At 47.4% G+C, this 19128-nt stretch carries 21 protein-coding genes; 18 read left to right on the forward strand and 3 right to left on the reverse strand.

What is annotated here, in order from left to right; all coding sequences use genetic code 11:
- The first annotated feature begins 4 nt into the window (after positions 1-4).
- From recJ to CWI81_RS02375, 4 genes are all read left to right on the forward strand, one after another.
- Positions 5-1720 carry a single-stranded-DNA-specific exonuclease RecJ gene (gene recJ / locus CWI81_RS02360; protein ID WP_126783624.1) on the forward strand — a complete coding sequence of 572 codons (1716 nt, stop codon included), beginning with the start codon at positions 5-7 and terminating at the stop codon, positions 1718-1720.
- Between the two features lie 43 nt (positions 1721-1763).
- Positions 1764-2862, forward strand: a protein-coding gene (gene prfB / locus CWI81_RS02365) for a peptide chain release factor 2 (protein WP_126783625.1) whose coding sequence is annotated in 2 segments (ribosomal slippage) — positions 1764-1838 and positions 1840-2862 — 1098 coding nt in all. Because the reading frame shifts where the segments join, the coding sequence is not laid out codon by codon here.
- 25 nt (positions 2863-2887) lie between these two features.
- Entirely contained in the window at positions 2888-4408 is a 1521-nt protein-coding gene (gene lysS, locus CWI81_RS02370; RefSeq protein ID WP_126783626.1) for a lysine--tRNA ligase, read from the forward strand.
- Positions 4409-4544: 136 nt separating this feature from the next.
- A complete protein-coding gene (locus CWI81_RS02375) occupies positions 4545-5024 on the forward strand; it encodes a methylated-DNA--[protein]-cysteine S-methyltransferase (protein WP_126783627.1) in 480 nt (159 codons plus the stop codon).
- Between the two features lie 68 nt (positions 5025-5092).
- Here the strand turns inward: CWI81_RS02375 and CWI81_RS02380 are convergent, their stop codons facing one another.
- Positions 5093-5575, reverse strand: a complete 483-nt coding sequence (locus tag CWI81_RS02380; RefSeq protein ID WP_126783628.1) for an FKBP-type peptidyl-prolyl cis-trans isomerase — start codon at positions 5573-5575, stop codon at positions 5093-5095.
- Between the two features lie 6 nt (positions 5576-5581).
- Entirely contained in the window at positions 5582-6478 is an 897-nt protein-coding gene (gene ygfZ, locus CWI81_RS02385; RefSeq protein WP_126783629.1) for a CAF17-like 4Fe-4S cluster assembly/insertion protein YgfZ, read from the reverse strand.
- Positions 6479-6554: 76 nt separating this feature from the next.
- Between ygfZ and CWI81_RS02390 the strand changes: the two genes are divergently transcribed.
- Positions 6555-6827 (forward strand): FAD assembly factor SdhE, encoded by a 273-nt coding sequence (locus tag CWI81_RS02390; RefSeq protein WP_126783630.1) that lies wholly within the window; start codon positions 6555-6557, stop codon positions 6825-6827.
- Positions 6828-6836: 9 nt separating this feature from the next.
- On the forward strand, positions 6837-7088 hold the full coding sequence (locus CWI81_RS02395) for a hypothetical protein (RefSeq protein WP_126783631.1): 252 nt from the start codon (positions 6837-6839) through the stop codon (positions 7086-7088).
- Here CWI81_RS02395 and nadB read toward each other — a convergent pair.
- Positions 7062-8672, reverse strand: a complete 1611-nt coding sequence (gene nadB, locus CWI81_RS02400) for an L-aspartate oxidase (RefSeq protein ID WP_126783632.1) — start codon at positions 8670-8672, stop codon at positions 7062-7064. The genes CWI81_RS02395 and nadB overlap by 27 nt on opposite strands.
- A 145-nt stretch (positions 8673-8817) precedes the next feature.
- Between nadB and rpoE the strand changes: the two genes are divergently transcribed.
- The 12 genes from rpoE to rlmD all read left to right on the forward strand — a co-directional run bounded on the left by rpoE (position 8818) and on the right by rlmD (position 19128).
- Positions 8818-9396 carry an RNA polymerase sigma factor RpoE gene (gene rpoE, locus CWI81_RS02405; protein WP_126783633.1) on the forward strand — a complete coding sequence of 193 codons (579 nt, stop codon included), beginning with the start codon at positions 8818-8820 and terminating at the stop codon, positions 9394-9396.
- Between the two features lie 17 nt (positions 9397-9413).
- Positions 9414-10067 carry a sigma-E factor negative regulatory protein gene (locus tag CWI81_RS02410; RefSeq protein WP_241970320.1) on the forward strand — a complete coding sequence of 218 codons (654 nt, stop codon included), beginning with the start codon at positions 9414-9416 and terminating at the stop codon, positions 10065-10067.
- A 17-nt stretch (positions 10068-10084) separates the two neighbouring features.
- On the forward strand, positions 10085-11044 hold the full coding sequence (locus tag CWI81_RS02415; RefSeq protein WP_126783635.1) for a MucB/RseB C-terminal domain-containing protein: 960 nt from the start codon (positions 10085-10087) through the stop codon (positions 11042-11044).
- Between the two features lie 4 nt (positions 11045-11048).
- Positions 11049-11480: a SoxR reducing system RseC family protein gene (locus CWI81_RS02420; protein WP_126783636.1), complete on the forward strand. Its 432-nt coding sequence runs from the start codon at positions 11049-11051 to the stop codon at positions 11478-11480.
- A gap of 120 nt (positions 11481-11600) precedes the next feature.
- Positions 11601-13412: a translation elongation factor 4 gene (gene lepA / locus CWI81_RS02425; RefSeq protein WP_126783637.1), complete on the forward strand. Its 1812-nt coding sequence runs from the start codon at positions 11601-11603 to the stop codon at positions 13410-13412.
- A 54-nt stretch (positions 13413-13466) separates the two neighbouring features.
- Complete coding sequence (lepB, locus tag CWI81_RS02430; protein ID WP_126783638.1) at positions 13467-14324, forward strand: signal peptidase I; 858 nt, start codon at positions 13467-13469, stop codon at positions 14322-14324.
- Entirely contained in the window at positions 14321-15010 is a 690-nt protein-coding gene (gene rnc, locus CWI81_RS02435; protein ID WP_126783639.1) for a ribonuclease III, read from the forward strand. The genes lepB and rnc overlap by 4 nt, the downstream gene beginning before the upstream one ends.
- Complete coding sequence (era, locus tag CWI81_RS02440; protein ID WP_126783640.1) at positions 15007-15954, forward strand: GTPase Era; 948 nt, start codon at positions 15007-15009, stop codon at positions 15952-15954. The genes rnc and era overlap by 4 nt, the downstream gene beginning before the upstream one ends.
- Positions 15955-15957: 3 nt before the next feature.
- Positions 15958-16656: a DNA repair protein RecO gene (gene recO / locus CWI81_RS02445; RefSeq protein WP_126783641.1), complete on the forward strand. Its 699-nt coding sequence runs from the start codon at positions 15958-15960 to the stop codon at positions 16654-16656.
- A 9-nt stretch (positions 16657-16665) separates the two neighbouring features.
- Complete coding sequence (gene pdxJ / locus CWI81_RS02450; protein WP_126783642.1) at positions 16666-17394, forward strand: pyridoxine 5'-phosphate synthase; 729 nt, start codon at positions 16666-16668, stop codon at positions 17392-17394.
- Positions 17394-17780, forward strand: a complete 387-nt coding sequence (acpS, locus tag CWI81_RS02455) for a holo-ACP synthase (RefSeq protein WP_126783643.1) — start codon at positions 17394-17396, stop codon at positions 17778-17780. The genes pdxJ and acpS overlap by 1 nt, the downstream gene beginning before the upstream one ends.
- A gap of 7 nt (positions 17781-17787) precedes the next feature.
- Positions 17788-19128: a 23S rRNA (uracil(1939)-C(5))-methyltransferase RlmD gene (gene rlmD / locus CWI81_RS02460; RefSeq protein ID WP_126783644.1), complete on the forward strand. Its 1341-nt coding sequence runs from the start codon at positions 17788-17790 to the stop codon at positions 19126-19128.

A 19128-nucleotide genomic window follows, 5' to 3' on the forward strand; every position in this document is an offset into this window, starting at 1 on the left:
CTTTATGGCGGATTTTACTATACGCCGCTATCCGGCCGCGGATGAGAGTATGCTGCCGGATAACCTACCGCCGATACTGCGTCGGATTTATGCCCACCGTGGAGTCGCTTCGGCGGCAGAACTCGATTTATCGGCCCGGGGGCTGACCCACTTTAACAGCCTGCTCGGTATTGATAGTGCTGTGCAGTTGTTGCTTAGCGCAAGAACAGAACAGCAACGCATTACTATTTGCGGAGATTTTGATGCAGACGGAGCTACCAGTACCGCATTATTGGTTACGGCTCTGGCTGAATTAGGCTTTGCTCAAGTTGATTACCGAGTTCCAAACCGAATGACCGAAGGCTACGGCTTGTCGGTGGCTATGGTGAACCAATTAGCCGCACGTGGCACCCAATTAATTGTAACGGTGGACAATGGTATTGCGGCTAACGAGGCGGTAACACGGGCGAAACAGTTGGGGTTAGATGTTATCGTCACCGATCATCACCTGGCACCGGAACAGCTGCCGGACGCCGACGCAATCGTTAACCCGAATCAACCGGGGTGTCAGTTTCCAAGTAAAAACCTCGCAGGTGTTGGTGTTGCTTTCTATTTGGTACTGGCATTGCGTGCGGCGTTAAGAGACCAGGGCGAATCGAACCTGCCGAGCCTGGCTAACTGGCTGGACCTGGTGGCGTTAGGTACTGTCGCTGATGTAGTGCCGCTGGACTACAATAATCGAATAATGGTGCAGCAAGGGTTGGCCCGCATTAGAAGCGGTCATTGTCGGCCTGGAATCGCGGCACTGCTTGAGGTCGCTGGACGCGACCGCCAACAATTACAAGCCACTGATCTTGGCTTCGCCTTAGCTCCCAGAATAAATGCTGCCGGAAGGCTCGATGATATTAGTCTGGGGATCGAATGTTTATTAGCTGATGGAGAAAGAGCTGAGCAACTGGCTGGTGAGCTTGATCAATTGAACCGTGAACGCCGTTCTATAGAGAGTGAAATGCGAGCGCATGCGGAGCAGATAATGTCTCAGTTGCAGCTTGATAACCAAGGGCAGTTGCCGGATCTGGTGAGTCTCTATCAAGCGGATTGGCATGCCGGGGTTATTGGTATTGTTGCTGGTCGGGTGAAAGATACCGTTAACCGACCGGTGATTGTTTTTGCACAAGAGGACGAGCGCACACTAAAAGGTTCAGCACGCTCTGTCAGCGGGCTGCATATTCGTGATTTGTTAGAACGCATCGACACGATTAAGCCAGGTCTAATAGAACGTTTTGGTGGTCATGCAATGGCCGCCGGGCTCACTCTGCAACAGCAACATTTAGCGGAGTTTACGGAGCTAGCGCAGCAAGTCGCTGGTGAGTGGCTGACCGATGAGCAAAAAGAAGCCGTTTACTGGTCAGACGGAGAGCTTGCCGACGACCAGCTAAGCTTGAGCATGGTTGGACAACTGCAGCAGGCGGGTCCATGGGGACAAAAATTTCCGGAGCCGCAATTTGATGGTGTGTTTAGCTTGGTATCACAACGAATTGTCGGTAGTAATCACTTAAAGTTAGTCGTTAAAAGCCCAAGTGGTGGTGTCTTCGACGCTATTGCTTTTAATGTTGATACTAACCAATGGCCGAACAATCAGGTGCTGCAGGTTGAACTGCTATACAAGCCGCAATTAAATCACTTCCGCGGTCGCACAAACATCCAGTTGTTGGTGGAGCAAATCCGCGCTTTACGGTAGACTATGCGCTTCGAATTTTAGCGAATAGCTTGACAGGTGATGCATGTTTGAAACGAACGCAACCTACAACGCGATAAAAGATATGCGCGAGCGCTCAGAGGCGCTTAGGGGGTATCTTTGACTACTCTACTAAGAAAGAGCGTTTAGAAGAGGTAACTCGTGAGCTCGAACAGCCCGAGATTTGGGACGATCCTCCAAAAGCACAGGCTTTAGGAAAAGAACGTGCGTCATTAGAGCAGATTATTGAAACATTAGACAACCTATATCAAGGCTTGGATGATGTTGAAGGACTGGTCGACCTGGCGGTCGAAGCAGAAGATGAACAGACCTTTAACGAAGCTGAGCAGGAATTATCGCAACTGCTTACACAGTTAGAGCGGTTGGAATTTCGTCGTATGTTCTCGCGTGAAAATGATACCGCCGATTGTTATTTAGATATTCAGTCGGGGTCTGGTGGCACCGAAGCTCAGGACTGGGCGAATATGCTGTTGCGTATGTACTTGCGCTGGGCCGATGCGCATGGGTTTAATGTTGAAATTACCGAGTTATCCGAAGGCGAGGTAGCGGGGCTTAAATCTGCCACAGTGCGTATTGGTGGCGAATATGCCTACGGTTGGTTGCGCACTGAGACCGGCGTACATCGTTTGGTCCGAAAATCGCCATTTGATTCGGGCAACCGCCGACATACATCGTTTGCCTCGGTATTTGTCTACCCTGAGGTAGATGACGATATAGAAATTGATATTAATCCGGCTGATTTGCGAGTGGATACCTACCGAGCTTCTGGCGCGGGTGGTCAGCACGTTAACCGGACGGACTCGGCCGTTCGTATTACTCACGAGCCTTCGGGTATTGTGGTGCAATGTCAGAGCGACCGATCGCAGCATAAAAACCGTGACTCAGCAATGAAGCAGTTAAAAGCTAAATTGTTTGAAATGGAGCTGCAAAAACAGAATGAAGATAAGCAAGCACTGGAAGACAGCAAGTCAGATATCGGCTGGGGCAGTCAGATTCGATCCTACGTGCTTGATGATGCAAGAATTAAAGACCTACGTACCGGAGTAGAAAACCGCAATACCCAAGCGGTGCTAGATGGTGCACTAGATCCATTTTTAGAAGCTAGTTTAAAAAGCGGCTTATAAGCGACTGAACAGAGGAAGAGTAAGTATGACCGATAAATCGCAATCACCCGATGTCGACGTCAATGAGCAAATTGCCCAGCGCAAGGCAAAACTGTCAGCGCTTCGCGACAAGGGAATTGCGTTTCCCAATGATTTTCGTCGCGACTCATTAGCGAGCGACTTACTGCAAGAATACGGCGAGGCCAGTAAAGAAGAGTTAGAGGCTCAGGGTGTTCGGGTAAAAGTTGCCGGACGTATGATGACCCGCCGGATTATGGGTAAAGCCAGCTTTGCTACAATCCAGGATATGAGTAGCCGTATTCAGCTTTATGTTGCTCGCGATAATTTGCCTGAAGGGCTCTATAACAGTGAGTTCAAAAAGTGGGATTTAGGCGATATTATTGGTGCCAGCGGTGTTTTATTTAAGACAAACACCGGTGAATTAAGTGTTCAGGTCGATGATATACGTCTGTTAACCAAAGCCTTGCGCCCGTTACCTGATAAATTTCATGGTCTATCGGATCAGGAAACCCGTTATCGTCAGCGGTACCTGGATTTGATCACGAATGAAGAATCGCGCAGTACCTTTTTTGTGCGCTCTAAAGTTATTGACTATATCCGTCGTTTCTTAAGTGAACGCCAGTTCCTGGAAGTCGAAACGCCGATGATGCAAACCATTCCTGGCGGAGCTGCGGCCCGGCCATTTTCAACGCACCATAATGCCTTGGATATGGAACTATTCTTACGTATCGCACCAGAGTTGTACCTTAAGCGGCTAGTGGTCGGTGGTTTCGAAAAAGTTTTCGAGATTAACCGTAACTTCCGTAACGAAGGCCTGTCGACCCGGCATAACCCAGAATTTACAATGTTGGAGTTCTACTGGGGATATGCTGACTACAATGACTTGATGGATCTTACCGAAGAAATGCTTCGTGGTGCTGCTGAATCAGTTCTGGGAACCTCAGTATTCACCAGCCAGGGCGTTGAATTTGACTTTGGCAAGCCGTTTGAGCGAATGACGGTACTTGAAGCGATTGTAAAATATATGCCGGATGTCACTATTGAGCAGTTACAAAGCCGTGAAAAAGCGTTGGAAATTGCCGAGCAGGTTGGTGTTCAAGTGCAACCGGCCTGGGGACTTGGGAAAATTCAGATTGAAATCTTTGAGACGGTGGCTGAACATCGCTTAATTCAACCGACTTTTATTACGGCCTATCCAGCTGAAGTTTCGCCGTTGGCACGCCGCAACGACGACGACCCATTTGTTACCGATCGGTTTGAATTTTTTGCTGGTGGTCGGGAGCTTGCAAACGGGTTTTCGGAGCTTAACGATGCTGAAGATCAGGCGCAGCGATTCCGTGATCAGGTAGAAGCAAAAGAAGCCGGTGACGATGAAGCGATGTTTTACGATGAAGACTATGTGACCGCGCTGGAGCACGGTATGCCGCCAACTGCCGGTGAAGGCATTGGTATTGACCGATTAGTGATGCTACTGACCGACTCTCCGTCAATTAGGGACGTGTTATTGTTCCCGCACATGCGGCCTAAAACAAATCCAAATAACTAGTATAAAAAGGCCACCTTCGGGTGGCCTTTGATTTTTCAGCGGTTTTTAAAAAATCCTCAAGAAAATTGGTAAAAATGCTGATAATAGTTCACAGTTCTGTATAGTTGAACATTCACTCAGCAGGATAAAGGCCGCTATGCATCATATCGAATTCGATACCCAGTTGGGACATATGGTTGCCATTGCAGATGGTTGCTATTTGACCGGGCTGTACTATCGAGATCAAAAAAACCTACCGGATTTATCGATTTCTAAACCTGATAATCGTCATCCCGTATTGCAACAAACTCAGCAACAGTTAGAACAGTATTTTTCCGGTATGCGGCAGCGCTTTAGTATCCCGTTGCGCGTTCAGGCTACTGAATTTCAACAACAAGTGTTGGCTCAACTGCAACAAATTGAACCTGGTAAAACGGTTTCTTATAAGACTATTGCCAATGCCATTGAGCGACCCAATAGTGTCAGAGCTGTGGCCAATGCGATTGCCAGAAACCCTTTGATTATTGTTATTCCCTGCCACCGGGTAATCGGGATAAAGGGCGAGATAAAAGGTTTTGCTGCAGGTATAGAGAGGAAAAAGGCGTTGCTTGACCAGGAAGGTTGCTGGGCTTCTTAATCGAGGGCATAAAAAAGCCCGTTATTAACGAGTAATAAACGGGCTTTTAACGGTTTTAAATCAATTAATTAATGATCTTCGCCGTCAGTGTGAACATGACCGTGCTCAAGCTCTTGCTCTGTCGCGTCACGAACTTCAACAACTTCTACGTCAAAGTTCAGGTCAGTACCCGCTAATGGATGGTTACCATCAACAGTAACTTCATCGTCGTTCACTTCTACGATAACAACAGACTGGTCGCCTTGATCAGTGCTGGCACGGAACTGCATACCAGGTTGCACTTCGTTATCGCCGAATAGGTTGCGTGGAACAGTTTGAATCAAACCGTCGTGACGTTCGCCATACGCTTCTTCTGGTTTAACTTCTGCAGTGAACTTATCACCTTGAGTTTTACCTTCCAGAGCATTTTCCAAACCTGGAATTAGCATGCCACGGCCGTGAATGAAAGTTAGAGGATTGCCTTCCTTTGACTGATCTAAAGTCTGGCCTTCCGCCGTTTTTACGGTGTAGTGAATACCCACAACTTTGTCTTGGGCAATTGCTTCGCTCATATTTGGTTAACCTAATTGATACGGCAGTGAGTGTATTTCCAAGAGACTTGCGTCGTCACCTCGAACTCGTATTGAAGTCTCCTGCTCTATATCGCTAGGGAGCACCGCCAATAGGTCCTGCAGTTGTTCGGAACGGTTCACTGCCATAATGACCGTTCCTGCTCGACGCCAATTTTCGCCAACTTGTCGTTCAAGTTCAGTGCCAGGCTTTACTGCTTGTGCCTGTCCACTAAGCCGGAACAAAGCTCGCTTTTGCTTACCCAAATATTTCATTCGGGCAATAGTCTCTTGGCCGATATAACATCCTTTGTCAAAACTGACTCCGTCCAGCGCCTGAATATTCAACATTTGCGGCACAAATTGTTGGCTATTTTCAGCCGTTAATTGCGGACGAACTCGTTCAATTTCCAACGCATCCCAGTAGAGTTGCGAATAATCCGTAGAAATTGGTGTAGGACTCAGAAGCAAATATTGCAACGGTTCTGAACCTACCTTAATGATAATCGTATCATCGTTTTGATCAGTGATAACTTGATCTGCCTGTGTGCCAAACACACCGGCAAGAGTCCAATTATCGCTAACATCTTCTAGCGTAACCTGGTTAAAGACACCGTACTTTTTAAACTGTGCTAAAGAACCAGCCACCGCACTGCGGTGCATGATCAACAAGAAAGATGCTTGCCATGGCACCAACCAAAACACACTAAATGCTTTGCCGGTCGGGTCGCAGTGCGCTCCGTAGACAAACGACTGCTGCTCTAATAGCTGCAGGTCGCAGGTCAACTGACCTTGCAAAAAGCTGTTTGCATCGTCGCCACTGACTTGGATGATACCATAGTCATCGAGTTTTGCCGAAACGCACTCTGGTGGCTGCTCTACAAATGGTTGATTGAGTGCAATCACAATAGCTCCTTATTGATTCACTTCATGCTAATATTAGGGCACTGATTTATTTTTCAAGGTTGATGCTGGAGAATTCATGCTGCCATTAAAACAATCCGAAGAAGCGCTAAAAGATAAACGCCGGTTAAAGTGGGCTTGTCGCCGCGGCATGCTGGAGCTAGACGTTCTGTTTGAACCTTTTGTAGAACAAGCTTACGACGAACTTAGTGAACAACAAAAAGCAGTATTTAGACGTCTTGTTACGTGTGATGATCCTGATTTATTTGCCTGGTTTATGGGGCATAAAGAGTGTCCCGAGCCAGAGTTAAAAAGTATGATCGAGTTCATGCTGTCGCGAGTAAAAGTTTAATTTGGGTTGATGCATAGATTTCGGCCAGCACACCCGCACAAGCTATTGTCAATCAGTGATGATGGTGAGCAGTGGCTGTTAAACGAACAACAACTGCAGTTGTGCGGCAAGGCCCTGGTGCTTTGGCGCTGGGCGGTAATTGTGCCGCTGGCCGCGGAACCTTTGCGACAGCGACATTGGTTATGGCTCTGGTGGTTTCAGTTGCCAGCTCAGGAGCTGGCACTGATACGATTGTTAGCGAGTTGTGGCGTCCGGTATTAAACGAGTCGGTTTGGCTTGTGGCAGTAACTCTGGATAATCCAGTATATAGTGCAATCCGCGACTTTCCTTACGGCTCATAGCACTGCGCACAATCAGCTCTGCAACTTGCACCAGGTTACGTAACTCCAGTAGGTTATTGCTCACTCTAAAGTTGGAATAATAGTCACTGATTTCTTGCTGCAACAACTGAATTCTATGTAGCGCCCGCTCCAGTCGTTTACTGGTTCTTACAATACCAACGTAATCCCACATAAATAACCTAAGTTCGTGCCAGTTGTGTTGAATCACGACTTCTTCATCTGAATTGCTAACCTTACTTTCATCCCAAGCTGGTATATTGCTTAATGGCGCGGCACCAGGGCCTTTCGATAGGATATGTTGCGATGCGGCACGGGCAAACACCAGACATTCAAGTAACGAATTACTGGCCATGCGGTTTGCGCCGTGCAACCCGGTATAAGCTACTTCACCGACCGCATAAAGCCCCGGTAAATCGGTTTCGGCATTTAAATTTGTGGTGACACCACCACAGGTATAGTGAGCTGCTGGAACAACCGGCATAGGATCTTTACTAATGTCGATGCCTAATTCGAGGCACTTTTTGTAAATGGTCGGGAAGTGCTGTTGGATAAACTCTACAGACTGATGCGAGATGTCTAAATACATGCAGTCAGCCCCTAACCGTTTCATTTCATAATCGATGGCGCGGGCAACGACATCACGCGGCGCTAATTCGGCCAATTCATGAAAGCCATCCATAAAGCGACTGCCGTCGGGACGACGCAGCAGAGCTCCTTCACCACGCAAGGCTTCTGTCAGCAGGAAGCTATGCGCGTTAGGGTGAAACAAGCAAGTTGGATGAAACTGGTTAAATTCCATATTAGTGACACTGCAACCTGCGCGCCAGGCCATAGCGATGCCATCGCCACTGGCAATGTCGGGATTACTGGTATACTGATAAACTTTGCTGGCACCGCCTGTAGCTAGCACGACATAGCGAGCTGAGGCCGTTTCAACTTGCTCTTGCTTACGGTTCCATAGATAAGCTCCGTAACAGCCGTTAGCTTTGTTGATGCGTTGTCCAGTGATTAAATCGACCGCATTAAAACGTTCCAGTACAGTAATATTCGGGTGCTGTAGAACTTTTTCCTGTAGTGTGGTCTGAACAGCACGACCGGTGGCATCGGCAGCATGTAGAATGCGTCTGTGGCTATGACCACCTTCTCGGTTCAAATGGTACTCAGGCTTACTTTTGTCAGAACCGACTTGATCAAAGCCGACACCGGCTTCGATGAGCCACTGGAGAGCATCGCGAGCATTGCTCGTAGTAAATTTAACGGCATCGCGGTCACATAAGCCTGCGCCGGCATTTAAGGTGTCTTCAATGTGACTTTCGACGCTATCATTTTCGTCGAATACGGCGGCAATACCGCCTTGAGCATAGTAGGTAGAGCCTTCGGTTAACGGGCCTTTACTGACGACGATAACGCTAACATGGTCTGCCAGTTGTAAAGCAGTGGTCAAACCGGCTGCCCCGGAACCAATAACCAGGACATCTGATTGATAATTTGCTGCAGGTTCCATAAAGTACTCATAAAGAATTTTGCCTGATTTTACGCATTCACTAAAATTTTTGCGAACTTTTTACGTTGAGGTCTGTCACAGTTTGTAACAAAAGCGACGGGCCGTCAGTTCAAGCAGTTCCTTAAGCTAGGGAGAACCGGCTCGGATGAGCGAACAGTTATCAGATCAACAATTAGTTGAAAAAGTACAACAAGGAGATAACCGAGCGTTTGATTTGCTGGTAAAAAAATATCAGCACAAGGTAATGAGCTTAATTTCTCGTTATGTCAAACAGCCGGGCGATGTCGCTGATGTAGCTCAGGAAGCCTTTATCAAAGCATACAGAGCGCTTCCTAAGTTTCGTGGTGATAGTGCGTTTTACACTTGGTTGTATCGAATCGCTGTGAATACGGCGAAAAACTATTTAGTCTCGCAGGGACGAAAACCGCCGTCGTCAGACGTTGATGTACAAGACGCCGAGTACTTAGAAGGTGCGGGGGCTCTGAAAGATAGCACAACACCAGAAAGACAGTTATTAACCGACGAAATTCAGACGGTGGTGTTGAAAGCGATTGACGAATTGCCAGAGGATTTACGCCGAGCCATTACCTTAAGAGAAATAGAAGGGCTTGGTTATGAAGAGATTGCAATAGAGATGGACTGCCCGATAGGCACCGTAAGATCACGTATCTTTCGCGCTCGGGAAGCTATCGATAACCAGTTACGGCCGTTGCTAGAACGGTAATTTATAGAGGGTTAATTATGTCTCAGGACAATATGTCTAAAGACGAAAAAAATTCGCCAGAAGTAGAGGCAACATCAGCACTTTTTGATGGCGAAGTGGCGGATTGCGCGTCGCTAGACGATTGGTTGGACAACACTGAGAATACTGAGCGTTGGCACCGTTATAGTATTATTAGCAGTAGTCTGAAAGGTGATCTGGCAGAGGTTGCTCACATCGATATCAGCGCCAGGGTTAGCGCGTCGATTGATGATGAGAGCTCAGCAAAAGTGGTACGCACGTCCTTTAGCAGTCGCTCTGCAGCTGCGCGTAAAGCGGCTGCGCGGTGGCTCCAGCCTGCCGGCAAAGCGGCGGTGGCAGCCGGTGTGGCGGTTGTTGCGGTACTTACGGTACAAACGTACCAACAGCCTGCTTCGGTGCCATCCGCAGAAGAACCTGCTTTCATGACTGCGCCAATAGGAGGACGTCAGCCGGTCAGCTACAGTCCATCGGCTAACACTACTTCCGCTGATCAACAGCAGCAGCAAGCAAGAGAGTCGCAGCTAAGGCGTCAGGCTCAGTCATATTTAATTGACCATCAACAGCAGCTAATGATTGTTGAGGGTAAAGCCAATCAAACCCGTAGCGATAAGAACGAGAGTCCTGAATCACAGCAAAAAGACGGCTCGCAATAATAACGGAGTAGGATGTAATGCAGCGGTTGACGAGTTGGTTAGCAGTTTTATTGTTGTTTGTCAGTGCTGCTGCTTCAGCGCAAACTCAGTTGTCTGAGACCGAGGAGGGTGAGCGTTGGTTTAATTTAATGGCTGACGCGCTAAACGAGCTAAACTTCGAAGCCTCTTTTGTGCATGTTCAAGGAGATCGCATCGAACCTTATCAATGGGTTCATGGTGTTGACGAAAATGGTCGTCAGTTTGAGTGGTTATCACAAATGAATGGGCCGGGTTTCCGCGCCTTACGAATTGATGATGTGGTGTCACATTTTCATCCCGCAGCAACCAGTTACTCGCTAAATTCAAATGCGGTATCAACGCTTATCCCCAGTGCGTTTAACCAACCTTTCGTGAACGTATCAAAATACTATCGGGCAGTAGCCGTGGGCGGTGCCAGAATATTAGATCGCAAAGCTCAGCATATCCGTTTAGTCAGTCGAGACAACCAACGTTACGGTTTTTCTATTTGGGTTGACCGTGATAATGGTATGCCGCTTAAGGTGTTAATGGTCAACCGTGAAGGGGAAGTAATGGAGCAGCTGCAACTGACCAATTTATCGGTTCGTCCAGTTGCTAACGAAATGGTTAATGAGCTCGGAAAGATCGAGCGTCCACCCATGCTGGATAAATTGCAACCTCATCAACCTCCACGGCTCGACGTAGCTCCCAACTGGTCACCAGCGGGCTTTAAGTTATTAAAGAAGCAACATCATCGATTAGTCATCGACGGAACACCGGTTGACCACTATCTTTATTCTGACGGCTTAGCCGAATACTCGGTCTATTTAACAGACGATTCAGAACAACAGCATCAGGCAAACATTAGTTTTACTGGTCCGCAAACATTGTATAGCCAGCACAACGCTCAGATAATGGTAACGGTGGTTGGTCAAATACCGATAGAGGTCGCCAAACAGATCGCATCTAGCGTACAATAGTGGGATGAAAGAATTAGCAGAAGTTGTTGCCGTTGAAGGTAACAGAATTACATTAACAACCGAGTTGAAGACAGCCTGCTCAGGCTGTAGTCACAACACAACCTGCGGTGCCGGAATCTTAAGCAAAGTGTTTGCTGATCGTAACACACAGTTCCGGGTCATCAGTGATACTAAAGTTGCTGTTGGCGAACACGTTGAAATTAGTATGCCCGAATCTGAGGTAATTCGTTTTGCCTTGTTGTTATACGGTCTACCCATCCTTGTCTTATTGTTTAGCGCCATGGCGCTTTCGTCGCTACAAACAATCCCTGAAGGACTCGTTATCGTATTCGCGTTCTGTGGTTTTGGTCTCACCTTTATTGGATTAAAGCATTGGTTTCGTCGTCGAGACGTAAAAGTTAATCAGCTTATCCAATTATCCAACCCACAGGGTTGAGTGAAAAACGACAAAAGGATTTGTTCTTTAGCGCAACATCGGTATGATCAACACTATTTTGGAAGGCTTGTGCAGCGGATGCTAGAACAAGTCAGGGTTTAGTATTCAGAGGTGTCATCAATGCCGAATAAGGCGTTTAATCAAAAGAATATCCGTAACTTCTCGATCATTGCTCACATAGATCATGGTAAGTCGACTTTATCGGATCGGTTAATCCAACATTGTGGTGGCTTAACGGACCGGGAAATGGCCGAACAGGTGCTCGACTCGATGGATCTGGAACGTGAGCGTGGGATCACGATTAAAGCGCAAAGCGTCACCCTGTATTACACGGCGAAGGACGGCGAAACCTATCAATTAAACTTTATCGACACGCCTGGTCACGTCGACTTTTCTTATGAAGTCTCTCGTTCGTTAGCCGGTTGTGAGGGTGCTTTGTTGGTGGTTGATGCGGCCCAGGGGGTAGAAGCACAAACTCTGGCGAACTGTTACACCGCGATTGATATGGACTTAGAAGTCGTGCCGGTGCTGAATAAAATTGATTTACCACAAGCAGACGCGATGGGCGTTGCTCAGGAAATTGAAGATATTGTAGGCATCGAGGCGGTAGACGCTGTTCAGTGCTCGGCCAAAACAGGTATTGGCATTGAGGAAGTACTAGAGCGCATTGTACGTCAAATCCCGCCGCCGCAAGGTGAGCCCGAAGAACCGCTGCAAGCGCTGATTATCGACTCATGGTTTGATAATTATCAAGGTGTTGTGTCACTGGTACGAATAAAAAATGGTACCTTGCGAGCCGGTGAAAAGATGACGGTTATGTCAACTGGCCAGACTCATGGCATTGATAAAGTAGGCTATTTTAACCCGAAACCCCATGAAACAGGAATTCTGCATACGGGTGAGGTAGGTTATGTCATTTCTGGCATTAAGGACATACTAGGGGCGCCGGTTGGGGATACCTTGACCAATGCCAAAGATCCCGCAAAAGTGCCTGTACCTGGGTTCAAAAAGGTAAAACCGCAAGTATATGCCGGTATGTTTCCGATCAGCTCAGACGACTATGAGTCGTTTCGCGATGCGTTGGGCAAATTGTCACTTAACGATGCATCGTTATTTTATGAGCCAGAAAATTCTGCTGCGTTAGGTTTTGGTTTCCGCTGTGGTTTCCTCGGCATGTTGCACATGGAAATTATCCAGGAGCGACTGGAACGCGAATACGATATTGATTTAATTACTACAGCGCCAACGGTTGTTTACGAAGTCGAAACCGTTAAAGGTGACATGGTAAAAGTAGACAACCCGGTAAATTTACCACCCGTCAATGAAATTGAGACAATTTACGAACCGGTGGTTGAAGCTAATATTTTAGTGCCGCAAGAGTTTCTTGGTAATGTTATCACCCTGTGTGTTGACAAGCGGGGTGTACAAACGGCAATGAACTACCATGGCAAACAAGTGTCAGTCACTTATGAAATGCCGATGGCTGAAGTGGTCATGGACTTTTTCGATCGTCTTAAATCAACCAGCCGTGGTTACGCTTCATTGGACTATCAGTTTAAGAAGTTTCAGGCGGCGGATATGGTCAGGGTGGATATTTTGATCAACGGCGATCGGGTTGATGCGTTGGCTATGATTACCCACCGGGATCACGCAGAAGGTCGCGGCCGGATGCTGGTTGATAAAATGAGAGAGCTTATTCCCAGACAGATGTTTGATATTGCGATTCAGGCGACTATTGGCACTCATGTGATCGCACGTTCTACCGTAAAGCAACTGAGAAAAAATGTAACAGCGAAGTGCTATGGTGGTGACGTAAGTCGTAAGAAAAAGCTGTTGCAGAAGCAGAAAGAAGGCAAAAAACGGATGAAAAACTTGGGTAACGTAGAGGTGCCTCAAGAAGCCTTCCTAGCGGTTTTGAAGGTTGGCAAATAAGCCATTGTTCATTAATCAAAAACGAATTAGTAAAATTAACAACGGGACTTGGCAATGGCCAACTATTTTTCAATCTTGTTAACTGTGGTCACGTTAGTGGCCGGATTACTCTGGTTGTTCGACGTTTTAGTATTAAAGCCCAGGCGCGAACAGGGTCAACAGCAAAATTCAATTACTGAATTTGGGCAGTCTGTGTTTCCGGTATTGGCGGTCGTTTTAGTGCTTCGTTCATTTCTATACGAACCGTTCCAAATCCCGTCAGGGTCGATGATGCCGACTTTATTAAAAGGCGACTTCATATTGGTTGAGAAATTTGCCTATGGGATAAAAGATCCGCTGTTCCGGTCAAAGTTAATTGAAACAGGTGAACCGGAGCGTGGCGATATTGCCGTTTTTAAATATCCTTTAGAGCCGAGTGTCGATTATATTAAACGTATTGTTGGCGTGCCGGGCGATCGGATTATTTACCGTAACAAACATTTGTTCATTCAACCGCAATGTGCCAATGGTGAATCATGTAAACCGTTGCAGGTGACGCAAAAGGAAATCAATACTGATAAAGCATACTTCTCGGGCGGCAGTTCGTTAAATGTATATCAGCAAACGCTGGGCGGTGTAGAGCATAAAATTTTACTGGATCCGCGAGTCAGCCCGCGAGTGCCGTTATTTTATGAGCAGCCCGGCACCAGTGCTGGTGAGTTTATTGTGCCCGAAGGACATTACTTTGCGATGGGTGATAACCGGGACAACTCTCAAGACAGTCGCTACTGGGGATTTGTCTCTGATGATTACCTTGTAGGCCGAGCATTTTTTGTTTGGATGAGCTTTGAGATGGATCGTGGGCCTGACAGCTTATTGCCATCCTGGGTGCCCACAGGTGTTAGGTTTGAACGATTGGGGAGTATTGAGTGAGTTTACCCAAACCACCGTTGGCGAAATTAGAACAGGTGATTGGTTATGAGTTTCGGCAGCGAGAATTATTAAAGCAGGCTTTGACGCATCGCAGTGCTCACGCACAGCACAATGAGCGGTTTGAGTTTCTTGGTGATTCGATACTCGGTGTGGTTATCGCCGAAGCCTTGTTTCAACGTTTTCCTCAAGTCGCCGAAGGTGACCTGAGCCGGATGCGCGCAGCCATTGTATGTGGTCGCTCGCTGGCTCGCTTAGGTCGGAAAAAAGAAGTCGGTGACTATTTATGGTTAGGGCAGGGTGAATTAAAAAGTGGCGGTTATCGTCGCGAATCAATCCTGGCTGACGCTATGGAAGCTATTATTGGTGCGGTTTATCTTGATAGTGATATGGAAACTGTTAAGCAAATGGTGCTTTCCTGGTTTGCGGAGCAGCTAGAGCATATTCAACCCGGCGTTAGTCAAAAAGATCCAAAAACACGGTTGCAGGAATGGTTGCAGGCGCGTCAGCAGCCTTTGCCTGAGTACGATGTAGCCGCCACTCAAGGTCAGGCGCACAATCAACAATTTACCGTGACCTGTCATATAGAGGGGCTGTCTGATCCCTTCTTAGGCACCGGAACCAGCCGCAGAAAAGCGGAACAAGCTGCTGCGACAGCTGCACTCGAGAAATTACAGGAGTCATCATGAACCTTGATGAAATGTTAAAAAAGTCACTGGGTGATGAAGGTCTTGTGGACGAAAACAAGCAGTGTGGTTTTGTTGCGATTGTTGGTCGGCCTAACGTCGGTAAATCGACACTACTGAATCATTTGCTCGGTCAAAAAGTGAGTATCACGTCCAATAAGCCCCAGACCACTCGACATAAAATTTTGGGAGTTGACACTGAGGGCGATTGTCAGGCGGTGTACGTAGACACCCCCGGTATGCACGTGGAAGAAAAGCGAGCCATAAATCGGGTAATGAACCAGACTGCGGCCGCGGCTATTAACGATGTTGATTTAATTTTGTTTGTGGTTGAAAACACCAAATGGCTGGAAGACGACAAAATGGTGCTGGAAAAATTAGCACGTACCCAGCGGCCGGTGGTGTTATTAGTGAATAAAGTTGACCAAATAAAGGACAAAAGCAAGTTGCTGCCGCATTTGCAGTGGCTTAATGAGCAGCGCGAATTTACCGATATTTTGCCTATCTCCGCGACTAAGGGCGATAACATTGACGCCTTACGCAAAATTGTTAAAGCGCACTTGCAACCGGGCTTTCATTTTTATCCGTCTGATTATGTCACCGATCGGTCGGTACGCTTTATGACTGCCGAGATCATTCGAGAAAAATTAATGCGTTTTACAGGTGAAGAACTGCCCTATGAGACCACTGTTGAAATTGAACAGTTCGGTCAATCGGAGAAGGGAACGCACCACATTCACGCGCTGATTTTAGTGGAACGCCCGGCACAAAAACGGATGGTGATCGGCGAAGGTGGCAGTAAGCTAAAAACGATTGGCACCGAAGCTCGCCAGGATTTGGAAAAATTGTTAAACAATAAAGTATTGTTAAAGCTGTGGGTGAAAGTTAAGTCAGGTTGGTCGGATGACGAACGCGCGTTAAAAAGTTTAGGTTATCGCGAGGACTAGCGAGTGCCCCAGGCGGCGTTTGTTCTGCATCGGCGTGATTATCAGGAGACCAGCTTGCTGGTCGACCTGCTTACGCAAAACTCAGGTCGCATACGAGTTGTTGCAAAAGGTGCAAAACGCAACAAAAACCCCTGGCGAGCGGTATTACAAGCATTTACCCCCATTAACATCGAGTTTAGCGGTCGCCACGAACTAAAGACACTGACATTGGCGGAGCTGTCGGGACATCCCCACGTTTTAATCGGTAACCGCTTATACAGCGGCTTTTACTTAAACGAATTGTTGCAACGCTTATTGCCCCTGCAAGCCGAAGTTGATGAATTGTTCGAGGTCTACTGTCAGGCATTGCAGCAGCTTTCCGGTGAGCGTAATTTGGAAACCATATTACGCTGGTTTGAATGGCAATTACTAAATCAATTAGGTACCGCTTTTGATTGGTCGTGTGATGCTGAAAATGGCGAACCTCTAACGCGACATTCGGTTAGTTATTTTGATCCTGAGCGCGGCTTTTTGCACACCCCTCATCGAGACAAAGCAACCGCCTGGCCGAGCGAGTTGATTACCTCATTAGCGCAAATTGATCTCGGCACTGATGACTTAACTCAAAGCCAACGTAAAGCGTGTAAACTGATTATGCGAGAAGCTTTAGCGCTGCATTTAGGCAGTAAGCCGCTGCGCTCACGCGAGCTATTTAGACGATAGGAGTAATTAATGAAAAACTTAAGACTAGGCGTCAATATTGACCACATAGCCACCTTGCGGAATGCTCGCGGTGTTCGTTATCCGGATCCGGTAGCTGCTGCCGCCATTGCTGAACAGGCCGGCGCCGATGGAATTACTATTCACTTGCGTGAGGACCGTCGCCATATTACTGACCGTGATGTTCAGTTGTTAAAACAGACATTGAACGTACCAATGAATTTAGAAATGGCGGTCACCGAAGAAATGCTGAGTATCGCGGAAGACATTAAGCCTACCTATTGCTGCCTGGTTCCTGAAAAACGGGCAGAGTTAACCACTGAGGGTGGATTAGACGTAAAGGGGCAGCAGCAGTCAATCACCGAGGCGGTCACGCGTTTAACAGCTGCAGGTATTGCAGTGTCGCTGTTTATTGACGCCGACAAACAGCAAATTGATGCGGCCAAAGCAACGGGTGCACCAATTATCGAGCTGCACACCGGCCAATATGCAGAGGCAGAAACATTGGCGGAGCAGCAACAGCAACTAATAAAAATTAGAAATGCAGCGGAGTATGCTGATAATTTAGGAATACAGGTGAATGCTGGACACGGGCTGCACTATCACAATACATTAGCAGTAGCTCAAATTGAATGTATTGAAGAACTCAATATTGGCCACTCAATTATTGGCAGGGCAGTACTGGTTGGCTTAGAGACAGCGGTACGGGATATGAAAGAAATTTTAAACAAGGCGCGCTAATGGCAATTTATGGAATCGGTACGGACATCGTTGAAGTGGCCAGAATACAGGCATCGCTGGGACGCGGACAAGGTTTAGCCAAACGCATTTTAACCGAGCAAGAATTCGAGCAAATGCAGGGTGATCCAAGCCCCGATCATTATTTAGCGAAGCGTTTCGCGGCCAAGGAGGCCTGTGCCAAAGCCTTTGGGCTGGGTATCGCTGAAGGCTTATCGTTTCAGAATATGGAAGTTACCCACGACCAATGGGGAAAGCCCAGCTGGCAATTTACCGGGACAGCGGCCAAATTATTAGAAGAGCGCGCGATTACCGCGAGTCATTTATCCATTAGTGATGAAAAAAATTATGCGGTAGCAACCGTGATCTTAGAAACGGACGGAAGCTAACACTCTAATGGCACAGTTTTTTAAACCGAAAAAGCATAAAAAACCTATCAGCAAAACGCTTAAGTCACGTGTTTCGGCATTAGATCATCAGGCTCGCGGGGTGCTGCGTAGCGAAGCTAGAAATCAACCAACACGGTTTATTATCGGCGCTTTGCCCGGAGAGCTAATCCAATATAAAACCGTGGGGAAAAACAGCGGCACTCTCGAGCGTATTCTAGAGCCTAGCGATGACCGGCGTGATGCGCCGTGCCGCTATTATCAGCAATGCGGTGGTTGTGACTTTCAGCATATTGAGGAAACAAAGCAGCGAGATCACAAGCAGCAAGTGGTTGAGCAGCTATTCCAGAAGTTCGGTGTTTTTGATCCGCAAACAGAAAGCTTGCCGTGGCAAGAGCCGTTAATTAGTGAATCAATACGCTACCGGCGTCGGGTGAGGTTGGCTACTCGGTGGTTAGGCAAAGAGCAACAACTACTGATTGGTTTTCGAGAAGCCCAAAGCCATCAAATTGTGCCCATTCAAGACTGTTTAGTGGCTGATGAAAAGCTATTGCAGGTTGTTAATGCGCTATACCCCGTGCTGAACACGCCGACTGTGGCAACTAAGCTTGGTCATATTGAGGCAATTAACACTAATAGCCCTGCTGTTTTGTTGCGGATAACCGACACTTTGCCAATTGACGCAATGCAAGCGTTACAAAACTGGCAGACTGAACATGGTGTGGGTGTTTGGCTGCAAACTGATAACGAGTTGCAGCCGCTAACCGGTGCAGAAATGCCGTTTGATACCAGTATCGATGGTGACACGTTGTACTTTCAACCCGGCGATTTTTTACAGGTTAACGGCGATATTAATGCGCGTATGGTGCAGCAGGCGATGGATTGGCTGCAACCTGAAAAGACGCATCGGGTTTATGACTTTTTTGCCGGCATTGGTAACTTTAGTCTACCGTTAGCGCAGCGGGCACAGTCGGTTGTAGCGGTTGAAGGTGTACAGCGTATGGTTGAGCAAATACGAGCAAATGCCGAAACCAATGGCCTAAAAAATCTCACATCATTAACGGCTGATCTAACCGGAATTACTGCGGCTGAACTGGCCGAACCTGCTGCTTTATGGTGTCTGGATCCTGCCCGCCCAGGTGCCGAAGGAGTGGTTAATTTATTGCAAAAATTAAAGTCCGAGCAGCGGCCAACACGAATTTTGTATGTGTCTTGCGCACCCGATACGTTGGCGCGCGACATTGTCCGTATAAAAGCCTGCGGATATCGGCTGACAAAGCTCTGCACAGTTGACATGTTTCCACAAACACATCACATTGAAACAATGGTTTGTCTGGAGCGAGCATCGTAA

The organism is Idiomarina seosinensis, from assembly GCF_003987275.1.
Classification (GTDB): Bacteria; Pseudomonadota; Gammaproteobacteria; order Enterobacterales; family Alteromonadaceae; genus Idiomarina; species Idiomarina seosinensis.

What these genes read in the sequence shown, in the direction of transcription:
- pdxJ (WP_126783642.1), top strand. Translation starts at nt 16,666, where the DNA reads ATGAAAAACTTAAGACTAGGCGTCAATATTGACCACATAGCCACCTTG.
- nadB (WP_126783632.1), bottom strand. Translation starts at nt 8,672, where the DNA reads ATGGAACCTGCAGCAAATTATCAATCAGATGTCCTGGTTATTGGTTCC.
- CWI81_RS02415 (WP_126783635.1), top strand. Translation starts at nt 10,085, where the DNA reads ATGCAGCGGTTGACGAGTTGGTTAGCAGTTTTATTGTTGTTTGTCAGT.
- CWI81_RS02410 (WP_241970320.1), top strand. Translation starts at nt 9,414, where the DNA reads ATGTCTCAGGACAATATGTCTAAAGACGAAAAAAATTCGCCAGAAGTA.
- CWI81_RS02375 (WP_126783627.1), top strand. Translation starts at nt 4,545, where the DNA reads ATGCATCATATCGAATTCGATACCCAGTTGGGACATATGGTTGCCATT.
- lysS (WP_126783626.1), top strand. Translation starts at nt 2,888, where the DNA reads ATGACCGATAAATCGCAATCACCCGATGTCGACGTCAATGAGCAAATT.
- rpoE (WP_126783633.1), top strand. Translation starts at nt 8,818, where the DNA reads ATGAGCGAACAGTTATCAGATCAACAATTAGTTGAAAAAGTACAACAA.
- era (WP_126783640.1), top strand. Translation starts at nt 15,007, where the DNA reads ATGAACCTTGATGAAATGTTAAAAAAGTCACTGGGTGATGAAGGTCTT.
- recJ (WP_126783624.1), top strand. Translation starts at nt 5, where the DNA reads ATGGCGGATTTTACTATACGCCGCTATCCGGCCGCGGATGAGAGTATG.
- acpS (WP_126783643.1), top strand. Translation starts at nt 17,394, where the DNA reads ATGGCAATTTATGGAATCGGTACGGACATCGTTGAAGTGGCCAGAATA.
- CWI81_RS02380 (WP_126783628.1), bottom strand. Translation starts at nt 5,575, where the DNA reads ATGAGCGAAGCAATTGCCCAAGACAAAGTTGTGGGTATTCACTACACC.
- CWI81_RS02395 (WP_126783631.1), top strand. Translation starts at nt 6,837, where the DNA reads ATGCATAGATTTCGGCCAGCACACCCGCACAAGCTATTGTCAATCAGT.
- CWI81_RS02390 (WP_126783630.1), top strand. Translation starts at nt 6,555, where the DNA reads ATGCTGCCATTAAAACAATCCGAAGAAGCGCTAAAAGATAAACGCCGG.
- CWI81_RS02420 (WP_126783636.1), top strand. Translation starts at nt 11,049, where the DNA reads ATGAAAGAATTAGCAGAAGTTGTTGCCGTTGAAGGTAACAGAATTACA.
- rlmD (WP_126783644.1), top strand. Translation starts at nt 17,788, where the DNA reads ATGGCACAGTTTTTTAAACCGAAAAAGCATAAAAAACCTATCAGCAAA.
- lepA (WP_126783637.1), top strand. Translation starts at nt 11,601, where the DNA reads ATGCCGAATAAGGCGTTTAATCAAAAGAATATCCGTAACTTCTCGATC.
- lepB (WP_126783638.1), top strand. Translation starts at nt 13,467, where the DNA reads ATGGCCAACTATTTTTCAATCTTGTTAACTGTGGTCACGTTAGTGGCC.